The 17,696-nt window shown below is 44.0% G+C and carries 20 protein-coding genes; all 20 read right to left on the bottom strand.

Annotated elements, in window-relative coordinates:
• Positions 1-364: 364 nt before the first annotated feature.
• Positions 365-1,933, bottom strand: a complete 1,569-nt coding sequence (locus T472_RS10760; protein ID WP_023863584.1) for a recombinase family protein — start codon at positions 1,931-1,933, stop codon at positions 365-367.
• Positions 1,923-2,351 (bottom strand): serine integrase family protein, encoded by a 429-nt coding sequence (locus tag T472_RS10765; protein WP_023863586.1) that lies wholly within the window; start codon positions 2,349-2,351, stop codon positions 1,923-1,925. Before T472_RS10765 ends, T472_RS10760 begins: the two co-directional genes overlap by 11 nt.
• Positions 2,352-3,911 (bottom strand): recombinase family protein, encoded by a 1,560-nt coding sequence (locus T472_RS10770; RefSeq protein ID WP_040907389.1) that lies wholly within the window; start codon positions 3,909-3,911, stop codon positions 2,352-2,354.
• Between the two features lie 61 nt (positions 3,912-3,972).
• The gene (locus tag T472_RS10775) at positions 3,973-4,194 is read right to left on the bottom strand and encodes an SHOCT domain-containing protein (RefSeq protein ID WP_023863589.1); all 222 of its coding nucleotides are present in this window, start codon (positions 4,192-4,194) and stop codon (positions 3,973-3,975) included.
• Between the two features lie 133 nt (positions 4,195-4,327).
• Positions 4,328-4,987: an N-acetylmuramoyl-L-alanine amidase gene (locus T472_RS10780; RefSeq protein WP_023863590.1), complete on the bottom strand. Its 660-nt coding sequence runs from the start codon at positions 4,985-4,987 to the stop codon at positions 4,328-4,330.
• Positions 4,987-5,391 carry a phage holin family protein gene (locus T472_RS10785; protein ID WP_023387505.1) on the bottom strand — a complete coding sequence of 135 codons (405 nt, stop codon included), beginning with the start codon at positions 5,389-5,391 and terminating at the stop codon, positions 4,987-4,989. The genes T472_RS10780 and T472_RS10785 overlap by 1 nt, the downstream gene beginning before the upstream one ends.
• A gap of 67 nt (positions 5,392-5,458) precedes the next feature.
• Positions 5,459-8,365 (bottom strand): IPT/TIG domain-containing protein, encoded by a 2,907-nt coding sequence (locus T472_RS10790; RefSeq protein WP_023387504.1) that lies wholly within the window; start codon positions 8,363-8,365, stop codon positions 5,459-5,461.
• Between the two features lie 13 nt (positions 8,366-8,378).
• Positions 8,379-9,248 (bottom strand): hypothetical protein, encoded by an 870-nt coding sequence (locus T472_RS10795; protein ID WP_023863591.1) that lies wholly within the window; start codon positions 9,246-9,248, stop codon positions 8,379-8,381.
• A gap of 12 nt (positions 9,249-9,260) precedes the next feature.
• The gene (locus T472_RS10800) at positions 9,261-10,070 is read right to left on the bottom strand and encodes a phage tail family protein (protein ID WP_023387466.1); all 810 of its coding nucleotides are present in this window, start codon (positions 10,068-10,070) and stop codon (positions 9,261-9,263) included.
• A gap of 18 nt (positions 10,071-10,088) precedes the next feature.
• Positions 10,089-12,386: a phage tail tape measure protein gene (locus tag T472_RS10805; protein WP_023863592.1), complete on the bottom strand. Its 2,298-nt coding sequence runs from the start codon at positions 12,384-12,386 to the stop codon at positions 10,089-10,091.
• 196 nt (positions 12,387-12,582) lie between these two features.
• A complete protein-coding gene (locus T472_RS10810) occupies positions 12,583-12,918 on the bottom strand; it encodes a hypothetical protein (RefSeq protein WP_023388622.1) in 336 nt (111 codons plus the stop codon).
• A gap of 17 nt (positions 12,919-12,935) precedes the next feature.
• Complete coding sequence (locus tag T472_RS10815; protein ID WP_023388621.1) at positions 12,936-13,508, bottom strand: major tail protein; 573 nt, start codon at positions 13,506-13,508, stop codon at positions 12,936-12,938.
• Complete coding sequence (locus T472_RS10820; protein WP_023388620.1) at positions 13,509-13,844, bottom strand: hypothetical protein; 336 nt, start codon at positions 13,842-13,844, stop codon at positions 13,509-13,511.
• The gene (locus T472_RS10825) at positions 13,837-14,235 is read right to left on the bottom strand and encodes an HK97-gp10 family putative phage morphogenesis protein (protein ID WP_023388619.1); all 399 of its coding nucleotides are present in this window, start codon (positions 14,233-14,235) and stop codon (positions 13,837-13,839) included. Before T472_RS10825 ends, T472_RS10820 begins: the two co-directional genes overlap by 8 nt.
• Positions 14,228-14,554 carry a phage head closure protein gene (locus T472_RS10830; protein ID WP_023388618.1) on the bottom strand — a complete coding sequence of 109 codons (327 nt, stop codon included), beginning with the start codon at positions 14,552-14,554 and terminating at the stop codon, positions 14,228-14,230. Before T472_RS10830 ends, T472_RS10825 begins: the two co-directional genes overlap by 8 nt.
• 2 nt (positions 14,555-14,556) lie before the next feature.
• On the bottom strand, positions 14,557-14,832 hold the full coding sequence (locus T472_RS10835; protein WP_023388617.1) for a head-tail connector protein: 276 nt from the start codon (positions 14,830-14,832) through the stop codon (positions 14,557-14,559).
• Positions 14,833-14,850: 18 nt separating this feature from the next.
• Positions 14,851-15,072: a hypothetical protein gene (locus T472_RS10840; protein WP_023388616.1), complete on the bottom strand. Its 222-nt coding sequence runs from the start codon at positions 15,070-15,072 to the stop codon at positions 14,851-14,853.
• Positions 15,073-15,082: 10 nt separating this feature from the next.
• A complete protein-coding gene (locus T472_RS10845; protein ID WP_023388615.1) occupies positions 15,083-16,282 on the bottom strand; it encodes a phage major capsid protein in 1,200 nt (399 codons plus the stop codon).
• Between the two features lie 20 nt (positions 16,283-16,302).
• Positions 16,303-16,995, bottom strand: a complete 693-nt coding sequence (locus T472_RS10850) for a head maturation protease, ClpP-related (RefSeq protein ID WP_023388614.1) — start codon at positions 16,993-16,995, stop codon at positions 16,303-16,305.
• 9 nt (positions 16,996-17,004) lie between these two features.
• A partial coding sequence (locus tag T472_RS10855) for a phage portal protein (RefSeq protein ID WP_023863594.1) occupies positions 17,005-17,696 on the bottom strand: 692 nt, incomplete at its 5' end.

Here is a 17,696-nt window from a genome sequence, read left to right on the forward strand (position 1 = left end):
GTCAATATATTTTTTTAGGTTTCTTAGTAAAAACCTTCTTAGTAAGAAGCCCCTTCAAAATAGTATCACTCTTCTAATACCTAATTACTAACAAAATCTTTATAAATTATGCTGTTTTATCATAAAGTAGATGTTATTGCCTAGTCGTATACTAATAGGTTATTCACCACATTCCAAGCTCTGTGCAGTCCTTAAAGGTGACAATCAATTTCTCGCTTTCAAAATAGTGATATGTCTGTCGCTTCTGTAATACCCATATACTTCATCACTTCCAAATCAATAAACTTGTGATTCCTTAAGACGCTCACCATAACCATTTCCTGCAGAAAGCTCCAATATACTTAAATCAGCAGCCTTCATATTTTCACAGGTCTATATCAACCACAACGCTTGACTTGTATTCAACGGTCAGCTTGTTATCAAAGACCGTTATCTTCTCTATAAGCTTTCTGACCAGCTGCTCATCGTATTCAATCAGTTCACCAGTCTGCTCTTTAAGGAACTCTGTCATTTCTTCAATACGCTGTCTCTTGCCTTGGCGCTCAGCATTTTGCACCTGGGTATTTTGCTTTAAACCCCGTAATCGGTAAATCTCATCAGCTACATTGTTATAGTCAGCCTGGGAATTTGCTAGATTTAAAAGTTCTTTTTGTAACGCTTCCAGCTTCTCATCAAAATCATCGGTGGCTTTGTCACCCACCTCATTAAGTACGGTAGCAATGTTCACTTGCAAAGTTTCAAGGAAGGTATTCTTACTGCAAAGCGCCTCGTTAATTGCTTTAACAACTGCATTTTGGAGAGTTTCTTCATTTACCGTTGGTGAACAGCAATCCGAGCCTTTCTCCTCAAGGCGGCTGACACATCGCCAGACTATAGACCTACAGCCTCGATTGTTCCAATGCACCCTCCTGTAGATCTCTCCACATTCACCGCAATAAACAATGCTTGATAACGCATATCTGCTGCTGTAGACTCTTTTCTTGCCATTCTTCCCCGTATAGAGATTTGCGCGTCGTATTAGCTCTTCCTGCACCTGCATGAAAATTTCACGCGGGATTATAGGCTCGTGACTGTTCTCGACATAATATTGCGGAACAATACCATTGTTGACCACACGCTTCTTTGATAGAAAGTCGACAGTATAGGTCTTCTGCAGCAGGGCGTCCCCGATATACTTTTCATTTTGCAAAATCTTCTTGAGTGTCTCCGGTCTCCACTTCGCTTTATTTGCCGCTGTTAGGATTCGGTCAGCTTCCAAACTGCGTGCTATTTGCAGAAGGCTTGCACCCTCAATATACTCGCGATAGATCCGCTTAACTACTTCTGCTTCTTCCTGGACAATGACCAGGCGCTTATTCTCTTTGGTATAGCCTAAGAACCGGTTGTGGTTAATTTGGACCTCACCTTGCTGGTAGCGATACTGAATTCCAAGCTTTACGTTCTGGCTGAGCGATTGGCTTTCCTGTTGGGCTAAGGATGCCATTATGGTGAGCATAACCTCTCCCTTGGAGTCCATCGTATTGATGTTCTCTTTCTCGAAAAACACAGGAATATTCTTGTCTTTGAGCTGTCTAATGAATTTTAAACAATCCAAGGTGTTTCGAGCAAAGCGGCTGATGGATTTGGTAATAATCATGTCGACCTTACCTTCCATGCAGTCCTCAATCATGCGGTTGAACTCATCACGCTTCTTTGTATTGGTTCCTGTGATTCCGTCATCAGCATAGATCCCTGCCAATTCCCATTCTGTGTTGCTCTGAATATAGTTCGTGTAATGCTCAATCTGGACTTCGTAACTTGTTGCCTGCTCATCGCTGTCAGTAGAAACACGGCAGTAAGCTGCAACCTTAAGTTTTGGTTTTTCATCAGTATTTACATTATTGCCTACTCGTGCACGTGCCGGTATCACCGTAACACTTCGATTATTCGCCATCTGCAATCACCTCGCTTTCAATTAAACTGTAGGCATATTCGGCTTGTTGAAAGGGATCATCATAAAGATGCTGTGCTGTTTGAGCATTATACCGCAGTTTTGGAATAACCGATTTTGGAATCTCCTGTTCACGAATTCTTCCAAGCATCTGAGCCCGCCTCAGTTTTTCTGTCTCGACCTGTTTGATCATTTCATCGTTTATTATTTGTGGGTAGAAGTCATCACCAAGGTATCGCTTATTTGTAAGAATCCTGGAAATCGATGCATGACAGCGCTTGATACCAGCCTTTTCTGCAGCATCTGCTAAAGAGAGTCCGGAAAGATATAATTGAAACAAATCCCTTAATTGTGTTGCTGCTTTTTCATCAATAATCGCCTTACCGTTTTTGATGATGTATCCGAATGGTATGTGGTTCACCTATATCACCATCCTTTCCTTAAGAGTGATACCGCATTTCATCTTGAAGGCTATTTCGACTTGCGAATATACAACGATTCTTTCTACATAGCGTTCAAACAGATTTTCCTCGAAGCTATCAATCGGCTCTGCCTTTGAAACATGCTTGAAAAGCTGTTCAACTTCAGTGGTAACAGTCATTTCACCATTCACCGATCGAGAAAGGGCTTCTTTTTGTTCCTTTAGCAGAGCAGCTTCCTTTCGGAGCTCATTATTCTGTGCATTGAATAGGGCAGGCTCTAAATAGCCTTTGGTCATTAGTCCAATCAGCACTTGGCTCCGCTCTGCATTCTCCTCTATCCTCGATTCAAGCGTCTGGATTTCAAAAAGGTTATCTGAGTAGTTCACAGCTTTTAAACTCTGCAGCAGTGGCTTTAGAATAAACTTATGACCGAAAATCAACTTATTGATCATTGTTATAAAAGCCTGTTGAATAACATCATCTCTAATGGACCTCATTGAACATCCTGAAATGTCGTAGATGTGTTTAGAACAACACCAGGCAATATATTTGTTATTTCCATTACCTTGTATCCTTCTTTTGAAGGTACTGCCGCATTCGGAACACTTTATTTTCCCCGATAGCGTATAACGATTTTGGTACTTGCTGTTCCCCTTTTCTATCCCTTTTTCTTTTCCCCGCTGATTCAACAACTTACCTACAGCTTCGAATTCTTCGTGGCTAATGATTGCTTCATGATGCTTCTTTATTAGGTATTGATCCTTCTCACCGTAGTTATAATGCCTGTTGAAATGTTCATCAGTATAAGTCTTTTGTAAAATCACATCTCCGGTGTATCTCTCGTTGCATAAAATACCGCGAACCGTGGTAGCCGTCCAGTTTGCTTTTCTTCTTGATGGTATGCCATCATTTTTCAGACCATCAGCGATTTTATGAGTTCCTTTGCCAGATAAGGCTTCTGCAAAAATGCGCTTCACAATTGCTGCCAGTTCTTCGTTCACAACCATCTCTCCATCCAAATAATCGTAACCGTAGGGTGGATAGGAGAGTTTATATGTCCCATTCTGGAAACGCTTCTGTATTGACCATTTGTTGTTTTCAGAAATAGAAATCGACTCACTCTCAGCCAGACTGCTCAGGATCGTCAGCATCAGTTCACTATCCATCGATTGTGTGTTGATGTTTTCTTTCTCGAAGTATATGAAGACTCCGAGGTCGGTCAGCTTACGAACTAGCTCAAGACAATCTGTTGTATTTCTGGCAAACCTGCTGATTGACTTGGTTACAATGAAATCAATCTTCCTCTGTTCACAGTCTTTCAGCATTCTCAACAATTCAGTGCGTTTTTCCTTTTTGGTACCTGTAATTCCCTCATCATAGTAAATCCCTGCGAGCTCCCATTCCGGATTTGCTTTTATGAAGGATTCATAATGTGTCTTTTGAGCTTCAAGGCTGACTAATTGTTCATCACTATCTGTTGAAACTCGGCAATAGGCCGCAACTCTCAGCTTAGGTTTTGCAGCTATTAATTCTGCCGATATTTTCGTTACTTTTCTCACCATTCTCACCTCCTTCAGGTATGTGACATATTACCTCTGAGTGCCCACTATATCAAGGTATTTAAGGCATTAGCTGTGCATATAAAGGTGAGAAAATCTGCCGGTTTAGCTTATTGATTTTGTCGAATTCATCCTCAGAAATCAGACCCATTTTCAGCATCTTCCGAAGTATATTTTCTGCTCTCCAGTAGTCTAATTCACTCTGGAACTCGTCAGATGTTAGCGGTCTGAGTTTTGAAACTACATTAGTACTTGATCCATCTGTAATTTTTGTGACTTGCATATAGGTTGACCTCCTCTTCCGCAGGAAACCATCCTGCACCTATATGCAAAAATTCGAGATAATTCGAACCCCATTTTCAAACATAAAAAAATAGCCTGAAGAGCTTTGACACTCCTCAGGCCACGTTTCAAAATCAATCATATTTTATGTAGGCGTCAGTAAACCCCGCTTTTTTTGCTTTTGCAAGCTGTTCTTCCGCATTTGACTTGACGGAATATGCTCCGATTTGAACACGATAATAATGAGTTGAACTATTGGTTTCCGCTTCTGCGTTCTTATAAGCAATGCCAAAATATTTCAACACGCCCTTGGCAAGAGCTATTCCTATCAATTCTATATTGCTGACTATCCATGCAGCATCTTCTGCATTGTCGTGGAAAGCTATCTCCACCAAAGCTGCCGGTGCATTCGTATTCCGAAGCTCATATAGGCTTGGATTAAACTTTACGCCTCGATCAGATGTTGGTGTAAGCGGTTCAATTTCTGAATAGATTGCCTTAGCCGCCTTTTCACCATCGCCGCCTGCAGCATAAGCAAAGACCTCACCACCCCTTCCTCCTCCAGCATTACTATGAATGGCAAAATGCAGATCTGGTTTAACTCTATTGCTGTCATTCACCACCTGACCCAAGCTCCACTCTGGCCTGTTCCTATAAACATCCACACCATGATTCTGAAGCACTTTTTGTGTGACATCAGCTATTTCATTCATTCTTGTTTCCTCAACACCATAGCTTCCATAGCCCTGGTTATGCTCTTGAGTTGATGGACTTAAATATATTGATTTACCCATTATGCTTTTTCCTCCTTATTCAGCTGTTCTAAAACTGTCTTGAGTTTCTCTGGAATCGGCAGCCCGATTTTAGCCGTATTTTCTAAAATGCTGATCCCTTCATTAGACAAATAGAAGAAGATTACCGCAGTGCGAATGGCACTACCGGTTCTTATAAGCTCTGCATCAATAATGTGTGCTACCGCCACTAAAGAGAAAATCAGGACCTTCTTAAAAATCCCTCTAAAGCCGACCTCACTGGATAGCTTCTTTTCTAAGACTGCCACCATGATGCCAGTCAAATAATCGATGACTACAAAGGCTATCAAGGCATAGAGGAAACCATCAAGGCCCCCCAAGAAATAGCCTACGTATCCACCAAGCGCAGCAATGACTATCTGAATGCTGTTAATAATGACTTTCATGTATTAATCCTCCTGATTTAAAAGTAAAAGAGCCCTTAGGCCCTTTTCAAAATATAACTTATTCTATTTATGGTTCTGTGATTCTGAACCAGTCACACCTCCCTTTGTAGGTCACTCCATTAGAATTATTTCTGAAATAGCCGATACCGACGTGACTTATTGCAGACAAAAAGTTTGCTATGGTTTCGGTGAATATCTGCCACCAGAAATCCCCGTCAATGGACATTTCCAAATAGTATGAGATACCGACTTTTCTCACTCTCACATATATGAAATTCGAATCCCAGCCTCCATTTAAATAGGCATCACTTGAGTATGCTGTATTCGAAGTAAATTTGATTGCCTGCATTCCTGAATAATTATCTCTGTTGCATTTCCCGAAAATGATTCTCTTTCCATTTGCGCTGTTATACAGGCAGATTCCAAAATTGAAGTAATTGAGTTTCGGACCGCTTATTATGATCTTTGCTGTTGAGGTGAAATCTCCCGCAGGTGCGGTTTGCACGAGCAGCCTAGTGTGATCCCCACCAGATAGAAGGTCAATTGCGCCATACCTGCCGTTTTCTACCCATGTTGACGTTCCTTGATTTATCCAGGACCACTTGCTATCCATAGCTGTATCATCAAACTCATCATCTTTAGTATGTGGATTTGATGGTGGTACATCAATTGGATTTGCATAACTTATTCCACCACTTCCGCTGGCCGAGATTGTTATTGTCTTTTGTTCATCATTTTGTGATATTGATACATTGGTACCTGCCGCTAGAGTAACATCGCCTGTCAGAGCATTCGCTCCGGTTCTTTTTAGGCTCGATACTCTTTGAATGCTGCTATGCAAATCCGCCGCATGTCTTTCTGCATTGTAATATTGAGGATGATCATCGGAATTTAATCCAAGCAGCATGGAATGAGTATGATTATGGCTCACCCCTGCAGGGCTTTCTGTCGCAGGAGTTGATAAAGGGCTGTTTTGGGTAAACATCGACATCCTCTCGACAATCTGGTTCATACGGATCTCATGCTCCAGCATGATGTTGTTGAGCTCAAGGACATAACTTAAAGCTCCTGCTTCATCCTCCTCACAGGTGATTCCTTTGACTCTTACTTTGCCATCAAAGCCGTCGATGTCACTCCCTTCCGGCGGGATATACCAACCAATCCAATCACCCATCATGAAGGTTTCAAATGGCTTCAGCTTGTTTCCATCTGAATCAATAAACTTAATTACAGTGCCCTGAATACCCCAACTTACCTGAGCTGCATTTCGCAGAAACAATTGTCCATAGTCCTGAAGCTTAGCCCAGTCACTAGGGATGTTTCTTGCTTGCAGATAACCTTCTCTCCTGCCCCAATCTGTCTGACTAGTGGGATGCGCGGTTTCAATCAAGCTGCCACTTTCACCTTCGACCAGTAGTGCATTCGTCATATTTGAGCTGTCACTCTGGTTCTGAAGTTTCACAATTGCCTGTCCCGGCCTGTATTTTACAGTGTCATATTTGTCAGCACCCTTCGCCTTGTATAGCTTAAGATGCAATGTCGGCGTCATCTCAAGATCGAAGAGTCCCATCCCTTCACTCAGCTTTGTCGCTACCTGCGATAGCGGTGTGCCTGAATGAAATGAGAGTGTCGTGGAATCCTCAAATGGATTGCCGAGGGTATCTGAATCAGCGCTCCAATCAATAACAATTCCTGTCAAGCAGCCTCTTTGCTGAGCTTCTAACAAAAGCTGTCTTAATATCGCACCCCCATGTGCGTCCTTGAAAGTTCTTTCTAGTGTTACTGGATGTGGCATCCCTTCCGGATAAACCACAGCTCGATCAAGAAGTGAGAGAACTCCTCTTCCGCTCACCTCGATCATCTGCTGCTCGCTATCGTCCACATAGGAAGGCCTTCTTGTTTCAATGATCCATTTGAAAAGATCAATGCCATCAAGCCTGCAGAGGATTAAATTCTGATCTGTTACATAATCCCTGCTGCCACCCTTCTCATCATACCTGCTGATTGAAAACTTACCGCTTCCGGGGTTGTTCAGAAGAACCTGAAAAGATTTACTCTTTGCTCCATCAAGCTGGCAAAGGATTGAGTTAGGATTGTTTTTATCGCAGACGAAGAGTTCGATTCCAATATCATCGGCAGGCTCAGCATCATAGACTTCCATTCCGATAACATTACTGTATCGCACACCGGGCGGATCTGGCACTGTCAGTGCGACCTTGACCGCTCCGCTTTCTGCCTCCTGCGGTATCTGGAACACGATCTTTTCCCAGCTCCAAGAAATCACATTGCATAGCTGGGTGCCAAGATAGACATAACCACCATAACCTCTCGCTGTTCGGTCAGCATTCAGTGGGTCTGCTTCTGACTTCGATCCAAACCCGTTACCGTAGATTGTGACAATCGTGCCTTCAGATGCTCTAGTTGTTGACAGCCTTTCGACAAACGGAAATGGCGGATCACTTGTGATGTTCTCATATTCATATAGCGCCCTTTGATCCGTCCATATATTTGCCTTTGCAACGTTCTCGTAGAGAGCAATAGTCCTTTTTCTTGGCCAGAGATTCAATTTAGCAATATTTTCATAAAACGCAAGAACCCTCTTGTTGGCCCAAGAATCAAGTTTTCCGATATTCTCATAGAACGAGAACGCTCTTTTCAGCACCTGGCTTATAGTTAGCGATTGTGTCTGCGATACAGTTGTGCCGCTTGCATTTATTGCGGTTACTCGCCAGTACCATGTTCCATTGGATAGCATCGTCGCTACTCGGCAAGTGGTATTGTGCTTCACATTTAAATATTCACTTGTTATCTTATTTGAACTATCAAAGGTGCTGACTGTATCAATCTCGAATTTGACTGATGAGGCAATCAGCTGATTCGTATTATCGCTATAGATCGCATCAAAAGGACTAATTGTTACAGTCAAATTCACCTGATTCGCAGGGCTGACAAGATTTATGCTTGGAAGGCCCATCTAATCACCCCCTTTATGACCAGGTCCCGACTGTAACTATAGCCCTCGCTGCCTTTGGTCCTAATGTCAAAAGCGGTGGTCCAAGCAGATTTCTGACAAATATTGTGCTGGACAATGAACCAGGCCCTATGGAAGAAATATCAAGCACACTTTGCCACGGCCCATCCTGACTGAATGAAATCGTAAAATCTCCATGATTGAGCTGAATATTAACATTGTTAGCAATCTTTGAGCTGCTTGTATTTTTGATTTTAAAGCTTTGTATTTCCGTAGTTCCTTCCGGCTGGTCTCCAAAATCTATAAGTGAGGTCAGCTCGACTCCAGATGCATCTGTTAGAGCAACATCATCCGGCTGTTCCCCTGCAGCCTTTCTTCCATAAAAATGAATCCCACACAAATATAAATCATCAAATTGCGGAGAAGTTTCGCGAAATCCTATTCTGATTGCTTTTACTGGACCGGAAAAAGAAAGGGTAAATATTTTATTTCTCCAATGGTCCATGTCCGTGTTTGCTGCCGGAATTGTATAAACGCCAGTTTCCCAGGTTCCATCAACTCCATTTGTTGTATCAGCCGAACCTTGAATCGTTTGGCTTACAAAAGTGCTGGCAGTCGTAGAACCCCAATGGAATGCTACTTTATTAACTTCCCTAAGTTCAGGAAAGAAAAACCAGAATGCTGCTCCCAGCCTGTAATCAGCAACCTTCCAGGACTGAGATCTGTTCTCTTTATTCAAGTTGCCTTTTGCTGTGCTGTCAAGCCACGATGCCAAGCCGTTACCGATTATCTGATCAATAGTATTGATGTCCGACATACTTCGGAAACCTACCTCTGTTCCATCAATATCATATGGCATTCTGTGTTCCGCCACTTCTGCGTACATTGCTTCCACCTCCTAAAAAAATGCCGGGTAATATTCCAGCTTGATGCTGCCACCCGACACTCCGTTTGTTAATCTCAATTGGTTATACCCTGCTTCAAGCACGTGCCAGTATGCGTCTCCTCCATGTCTTATAGCCGAGAGCATGTTGGTGGTACCCTTTGTGCATTTAAAATCTCCTGTGTTTATAACTACGCTTTCTCCTGCTCCGATGCTCCCCTGATACTGAAGCCACACATCGCTGTCCAGACATTCAATCTTTGGTGATTCCATCGGACCAGTTAAAGTGATGATTGCGTCTGTAACCGGAGCATTCCCCGTATTATTGTGGCTCCACTCCTGGGTTGTCGAAGTTATGATCTGTGTTTCCTGAGCGGTCTGGGAAGCATAGAAAAACGGATCTGAAAGCACGAATTCCACTGCGAACTTGGCGTGTCCAGCCTGTGTCTTTCCAAAACTGACAGGTCGGTATACTTCGGCTAATGCCTCTCTTACAGTTCCGTCAGGAAGAATTCTTTTCAGTACATGAAGGCCACGTTTACCGAAGACACCACTTAGATAGTCGATGTTGTCATACAATGCTTCATTCTCGCTCATGCCACTCGGCAGTTTTCCGGTCAAAGAGTCAAGACCTCTCACCCACATGGGCAGCATCACAATTCTTTCATCATATCTCTTTTTTATCCACCGCTTCCCATTTTGAAATGGTACCTGTAAATTGCTGCCTCTTAACCCCGGCGTCCCTATTCCTTCTGGAACTTCAATCACAGACCATGCTTTGGTGTTTAAACTAACACCATTAAACTGCCATGTTTGTCTTTTCAAATCTCACTTCACCTCCCCTTATCCCAAGCCATAGGACTGTCTGAGAAGCGCCCTGCGAGTGCTATCAGAAGCTGCTTCCGGCTTAGGATTATTTATTGTAATATCGTAGTTGTTTGTCACATTGCCACTTTGAATTCCTGCCTCAGATGTGTTAGTCTTTGCTCCGACTCCTACTTTCTGCAAAGCTCTCGCCATGAGCTCATCGAGCTTTTCTACAGGAACAACCGCCTCAGTGCCAGCTTCACCAACACCAATGACGCTTGGGCTTGAGAAAATCCCACCTGTCGAATACCAGTTAACCGAAAGCTTCGGCACCTGTGGTGGGCTTAAGCTGAATTTGCCTGTTAGCTCGAAGTGCGGCAATTTGATCTGAGGTATCTTTATTTCTGGAAGCTTTATGTTCCTGAAGAATCCTACAATTGCATCAATCGCGTTTTTGACTGTGTTTTTCGCCGCATTGATCGGAGTTTCGATTGCCGTCTTGATACCTTGCCATATACTCGAGGTGACTGATTTTACAGTGTTCCAAGCCCCAGTTATGGTGTTTTTTACAAATCCGATCTCAACGGAGATAATGCCTTTAATCAGGTTCAACACTCCGCTTATAACACTTTGGATTCCATTCCACAGATTCTGAGTCAGATTCTTTATGCCATCCCATACGCCTTGCCAATCTCCCTTGATGAGGCTGGTCACAATCTGGATAATGTTTTTTATCACATTCAATGCTGTCGTTACTACCGTAGCTATAACATTGAAAGCCGCTGAAATTACTGTGACGATATCTGCTCCATATTTCTGCCATACTGCTCCTGCGACTTGCACAAAAGCCTGTATCAAGGCCCTTATCGCTTCGAATACACCGGCCATAATTGTCTTAATCTGATTCCACACGGTGATGACGCTATTTCTAAAGGTCTCATTATTCTTAAAGAGCAAAACAAATATAGCAATAAAGCCTGCTACTGCAGCAATGGCAATACCGACCGGTCCAGTAATTGCAGCGATTGCTGCACCTACAGCTCCGGATGCTCCACCTGCCGCTGCCATCGCACCAGAGACCGCCCCAAATGACGTGGAAATGGTTCCTATTACGGAAACCAACTTTCCTACGATCAGGAGCAAAGGACCCACAGCGGCAGCCACAAGGGCGATTTTGACGATCATTTCCTGTTGTTCCTTGGAAAGTCCCTGGAACCTATCCATCAAGGGCTTAATGATAGCAATCAGCTTCTCAAGTATTGGTATGAGTATCTGTCCGAACTGAATCCCAATCTGCTGGGCCTGTTCCTTCATAATCCTCAGTTTGTTGGTCGGAGAGTCCATGGTTCTTGCCAAGTCACCCTGGGCATTCTTCGTTGCTTCCATTATCGCGCCATAACGTGCCTGCACCTTCTGCGCTTCTGTCAGCTGCTCACCCTGTTTTGCAATTCCATTTGCATATGCATAAGTCTTTATGGTGTTGTCATTGACCAGGATACCTAGAGCTTTCAAAGGCTCCGCCTCTCCAGAGATACCCGACTTTAATTTATCGAAGGCCTCTTCTGGCTTCAGGTTATAAAATGATGCCATGTCATAGGATAACTGTGTCAGTCCTTCTGACATTTTTAGTGATTCATCAGATGTAAGTCCCATGGAGGTGAGCATGGCATTGTAGGTGGCCATATTGTTTCTGACATTGTAGGCGTTTAATCCTAGTGCCTTGGAGGTTTCCTCGGACCATTTCCTTGCATCGCCTGCCACTGCTCCCATTGCCACTTCAAAGAGGTTCTCAGATTCTACAGCATCCATTGCCATCTTGGTTGCCGCAGTTCCTATTCCGAGCAAAGGAAGTGTCACCGCAGTAGACAATGTCTTTCCAGCTGAGGATATCTTATCCCCCACAGCCTTCATTTTTTCTCCGGCTTTGTCCATGCTTTCAGAAAGCTTATACCAGGCTGAACTTTTCGTTTTCAGTTCTTCTGTGGTTGCTTTGAGCTCCTGCTGCATTTTGCCCAGCTCTGCATTGGCGTAGTTCAGTTTAATCTTCAGGTTTTCAGTGGCCTTGGCATCAGCACCTTTTTTCTCAACGCTCTCCTGGTAGCTTTTTGTCAAGGCTGCGACCTTGTCCTTTTGCAACTCCATCTGCCGGCTTAAACTATCCGCTTTCAGCTTGAGTCCATCAGTAGACTTACCAAAATCACCAAGCTTTGAGCTGGCTGCCGCAAATTCACTCTGTATCACTTTCAGGCTTCTTTGGATTTTGCTGACACCTTCCTGGAATCCGCTGTCGTCAAGTCCAACCCTAGCCACTACAGTATTGCTACCGTTTGCCATTCATCCCACCTCCTCTAGAACAGAATATTGTCAATGGTATCAAAGGAACTCTGCTCATCAATTCCGTTGACTGTTTTATAAACCTTAAATAGCACCTGCAGTTTTTTCGGGGTACTGTTCCAAAACTGTTCCTCGCTCATTTGAAGAAGATTTGTTCCCAAATAGAAAAGCCACTCCCAGTCCCATGTATCAGAACTTAAGTGGCTTTCGCTTCCCCCGAGGCATCCTCCGCCTCCGGCATAGCTTTGCTTAGCGCTTCGTTGATTGCTGTCCCGAGCCTTTCTAAATCATTCAAGCCCAACTGCTCGCCCACGGTTTTTAAGGTTATTTCCTCATCCTCAACCTTCACTGCGGCATAGATGAGCGCCCTGACCGCTTTAAGCTTCATGCTCTGCAAATCATCAAAAGCGGTGTTCAGATCCCCATAAACTTCCTCCAATTCGCAGAAAGTGTTCATATCCAGCTTCAACTCATACTCTTTATCACCCAGTTTGAATTTAATTCCTTTATTTTTTAGTTCAGCTGCTTTCAAGTACTATCAACTCCTTCCTACACAGCAGGCGTTGGCTCTGCGGGTACTGCTGTAAACCAAGCTGCAATAATGGTCTGGTCAATTCCGGTTTCATCTTCATCGGCGATAAATCTGAAGTTGCCGTCAAAATCCCTGGAAAAGAATGTGCCTTTGAGTTTGGCGCTTTTAGGCTGTGGCTTTTCTGCTTCAGTGTCATACTCATCTGTAGCCAGTTCGAATTTGCCTTTAAGCAGCCACACATAACGGTATTTTCCGTTGTGCTTCTTGGATTTAAACCCAAGTGCCAGTGTCGGCGCAATATCCTCTTTGCTTTCAATGAGAACACCCTTGACCACCTTCGCTCCCTGCAGGGTTGCCCTGCTTGTAAGCGACAGCTGGTTGAGTTCGATTTCCACATCAACGCTGTCGAAGGCTGCAATGATGTCCTCCACCGTATCATCTGAATAAATGTTTTCTGAATTCACTTTTGGCGAAAGCTTGGCGCTGACTGCCCTTTCCAGCTTGCTTGGTGCCGCATAGGTTGCGCCTGTCTCGTCATCGTCTGTGAGCAGCGCAATGTGTATATCTCTTAATCCAATTTGTCTTGCCATTTAGTCGACCTCCTTTGATTCTAAATAGTAAAATTTGAGTCCCTTATGATAGAGGCCCGTATCCGGCTCGTAAAAATCCGCTTCATTAAGTCTTTGAAACCCTGCCGCAATAAGAAGTGCTTTTATATTGCTGGCTAACGTGGTGTAATCCGCTTTTGACCAGATATCCACTTGGACATAATGCCCGGTAAATGCTTCTTCATCTTCCTCGAATTCCTCACCGGACTGAAGGTATTCGTGAAAAGTGATATAGGTCGTATCTGATCCGGAATATTTCTGAAATCCTACTGGAATGCCAAGGGGCTTTAATGTATCTATGACCAGTTTATTAATCAAGATCACCAAGCCCCCTTTCCAGTTCCTCTTTAATTACTTCATTGATTTTCTTTTTGTTCTCCAACACCGAATTCTCCGCCCAATGTTGCGCTGGAATCTTTGATGTACCCCATTCGGTAAATTTCGAATAGAAGAACTCCGAATTATCACCTTTGTTTGGGCCGATTGTAACAAAGTCCACACCATTTTCGCTTTCAATCTCCGACACCTTGATGTTGTCAGCCATGTGCTTTTTAGTAAGCTCTGATCTTGGAGCTTTCTCTTCCATGCTGCTTTTGACCATTGAACCGGCTTTGTCCAGTGCCTTCTTTTTGATCTCTGTTCCCTGGCTTCCCAGCTTGTTCACTCTATCGATGAGCTCCTGCATGCCTTCCAATTCAATCTTAGCCATCCGGTTCCACCTCCATTGCCTGAATCTCGATATACCGATTCCTGTACTTAATGTTATCAATGGCAGTGATGTTGTAGCTCTTTCCTTGAAAAAGGATTTGCATGGTCTGATCAACCCCGGCCAAAAATCTGATCGTGAATTTGACTGTGTTTTCTGCCTGGACTGCTTTTGCTTCGAAGTATTCCTTGCCATGAAGATTTGTGACTGCCGCCCATACTGTTCTATACTCCTCTGGCTCCTCAATTTCGAAGCCATTCTCATTGATCACAGGCAAAATCCTTCGAATAGTGATACGATGCCTGAGTTCTCCAATATGCATCTTTACCACCCATCCTTCCGGTATGCGAACAGCAACCTTTTCAGAAGATCAATCATTGCCTTCATGTCCAAGGTTTCGCGCTGCTCGTATAGATTACCAATTGCATAGAGGACCGCTTGCTTCACTGTTTCTGGAACCTCAAGAAATTCTGAAACCGGAAAACGCAGGATGTCCTCGCAAAGCTCCTCTGCGGCATTGATACAATCAGAGATGAGCGTATTGTCCTCATCACCATCGACTTTCAAATATAACTTTGCTTCTTCAAGTGTAACAACCAACACACCCACCTCCCCTCATTATTCAGTAGCCATAAGCCCTGCGGCTTTGAGTTTGGCAAGCAGAGCGTTAAAATCAACGACCAGTCCTGCAATTGTTGATGCAACGCTATCCGCCTGAAACGCGGCAGGTGTAAAATCAGAGGGCAGCCCAATAACCTGGCCACCCTCTGCAATCTCAAGTGTTCCACCAATGACGGTTTTCTCTCCGCCCTGTTCTGTATAATTCTTGACGTTACTCATTCTCTTTCACCTACGCTTTCTGCTGAAGCACCTTGATGGCTTCAGGAAGGATCAGCTTTCCATCTACTCTCTGGGTTGCCTTGAATCCGACCTGGCCTGTAGCAGCGAAAAGCTCATTCAGCCTCTGGAAGGACCTACCCTGTCTGTCAGCTACCCAGTAATATCCAAAGTCACCGAAAGCGATGGACTTTGCTCCGGCGGCAATTGTAGGAACATATACTGATGTCTTGACTGGTCTATTCAAGATAGTGTCCGGCTGCCCCTCCTGAATTGAAGGCTGCCAAATGTACTGTCCGTTACCATCCTTCAGCTTTCTAATTGCCTTGACGGTTGCATCGTTCATGATGAATATTGCGTTCTTTCTGTAAGGTGATTTCAAGCTGTAGAACAAATCCATAACCTCATCAATCGTGATGGCAGTCGCAGATGCTGCTGTGATGCCAAGCTGCGCACCGCCAGTGCCATTGAAGATTCCTGTAGGCTTACCAGTGCCATCCCCGATGAAGAACGATTCTTCTTCCTTTGCCCCAATTCTTCTAGCGAACTCCCTGGCGATATAGCTCTCCAAATTAAAAACACTATCATTAAGGAGTTCTTCCGAAACCTTAATCATAGTGGCTAATTTGTAAGCACCGATTGAAACCTGCCCGAAAGCATCATCCGCTTCTGGGATTTGTCCTTCTTCATCTACCCATGACGCCGTTCCCTTGGATGCGACGACAGGAATTTTTCTATCCCCTGAGGAAGTTGTGATGACCTTTGCCATTGTTCTAAAGATGTTCTCTTCATCCAAGGCCTCAATCAATGTCCTCTCGAATTCGTCCGGTACCAAGTATCCTCCTTCGGAGTCAGTACCAATCTGCAGGGCGTTCTGTACATCATAGCTATTCTTGTTTCTCATAGCTTTCCAGAAAGCTTGATTATAGGAATCGGATGCTCGACCCTTCTTCATCTCCCCCGTCTGACTTGCTCCAGGCTGATTAGTAATCGGTAAAGATGTGGGACGGGAAAGTTCTGCATCGATAGATGCCTGACGCTCCAGTCGCTCAATTTCTTTGCCGAGGTTCATAACATCCGTCTCCATCTTTTCGTAGGTTTCAGTATCTACGGCTGAGAGTATGCCGTCAGTCCCTCTCTTGCTGTCTAAAAAGGCTTTTGCCCCTTCCCATGCTTTAGCGCGTTTTTCTCTAAGTTCAAGAATTGTGTTCATATAAATTTTCCTCCTTAATTTTAGTGAGCCAGCAGGCTCAGTCTTTTTTCTAGCTGTTCAATTGGTGTTTTGTTTTCAGGCTTAGGTGGGATAAGTTTTGAGAGCAAAGAGTTTGTCACCGCTGAACGTGAAAACATCATGGCTTCTAACGGTTCCTTCTGTTTATCCTCATCACCGTCAAACAGGATTTTATCTGCAAAGCCTAGTTCCACTGCTTTCTTGGCATTGAACCAGGACTCAGCATCCATCAGATGTGAAAGCTTAGACCTTGATAGTCCAGTCTTGATCTCATAGGCGTTCATAATGCTTTCCTTAACTTCGGCGAGCATCTCGCTTGCTTTCTGCATCTCACTGGAATCACCAATGGCAACAGTCATGGGATTGTGGATCATCATCATGGCCACCGGAGACATCAAAACCTCCGTACCAGCCATCGCTATGACCGAAGCCGCTGAAGCAGCGAGTCCATCAATTTTGACTTTCACATTGCCCTGGTAGTCCATCAGCATGTTGTAGATTTGCGCTGCACTAAAGACATCTCCGCCTGGGGAATTAATCCAAACAGTAATATCACCGGTACAGGAATTCAGTTCATCCTTAAACATTTTTGGAGTAACCTCATCTCCATACCAGGTTTCATCCGAAATCTCCCCGTTGAGAAACAGGGTCCTTCCGGCTTCATTGCTTACCCAATTCCAAAATTTACGTTTCATATCGTTGTATCACTTCCTTTCTGTTAAGTTTGAGTTGCCGGTAGATTGCTCACCTGTGTTTGCAAAAGCACCGGCATCTTTGAGCTTTGTCATATTGCCGTTTATGAGATACAAGTCTCCTCCCTCATCTTCAGAAATAGAATTCATATCCTCCATCTCGCGGATGTCGTTTGCAGATAGCCAGCCGTTTTGCCTTCCAATTGAGTAGCCATTCATACGGCTCTGGTAATCGCCTCGAAGCAGTCCGTCAACATTAAGTTTGATGAAATATTCGCTTTTCTCCTTAGGCAGCAGCAGTGACCGTTGCAATGCCTGCTCCCACCGAATCACCCATGGATCAAGGGTATACTTCACAAATTCAAGTGACTGCTGCTCAATATTGGAAAAGCTAGACTTTTCAAGATCTCCCACCATGTGTGGAGGGATTCTGTACAGCCTTGCAATCTCATTGATCTGGAATTTTCGTGTTTCCAGAAACTGAGCTTCTTCCGGCGGGATACCGATCTGCTGGTATTTCATCCCCTCTTCCAGAACAGCCACCTTGTGGGCATTATTTGTTCCCCGGTACACTTCATTCCAGGAGTCACGGACCTTCTTGGGGTCTTTTAATACACCGGGATGCTCGAGAACTCCGCCAGGGTTGGCTCCATTAGCAAAGAAACTGGCGCCATATTCTTCACAAGCTAGTACTATGTAACATT

It is taken from the genome of Youngiibacter fragilis 232.1 (assembly GCF_000495435.3).
GTDB lineage: Bacteria > Bacillota > Clostridia > Clostridiales > Clostridiaceae > Youngiibacter > Youngiibacter fragilis.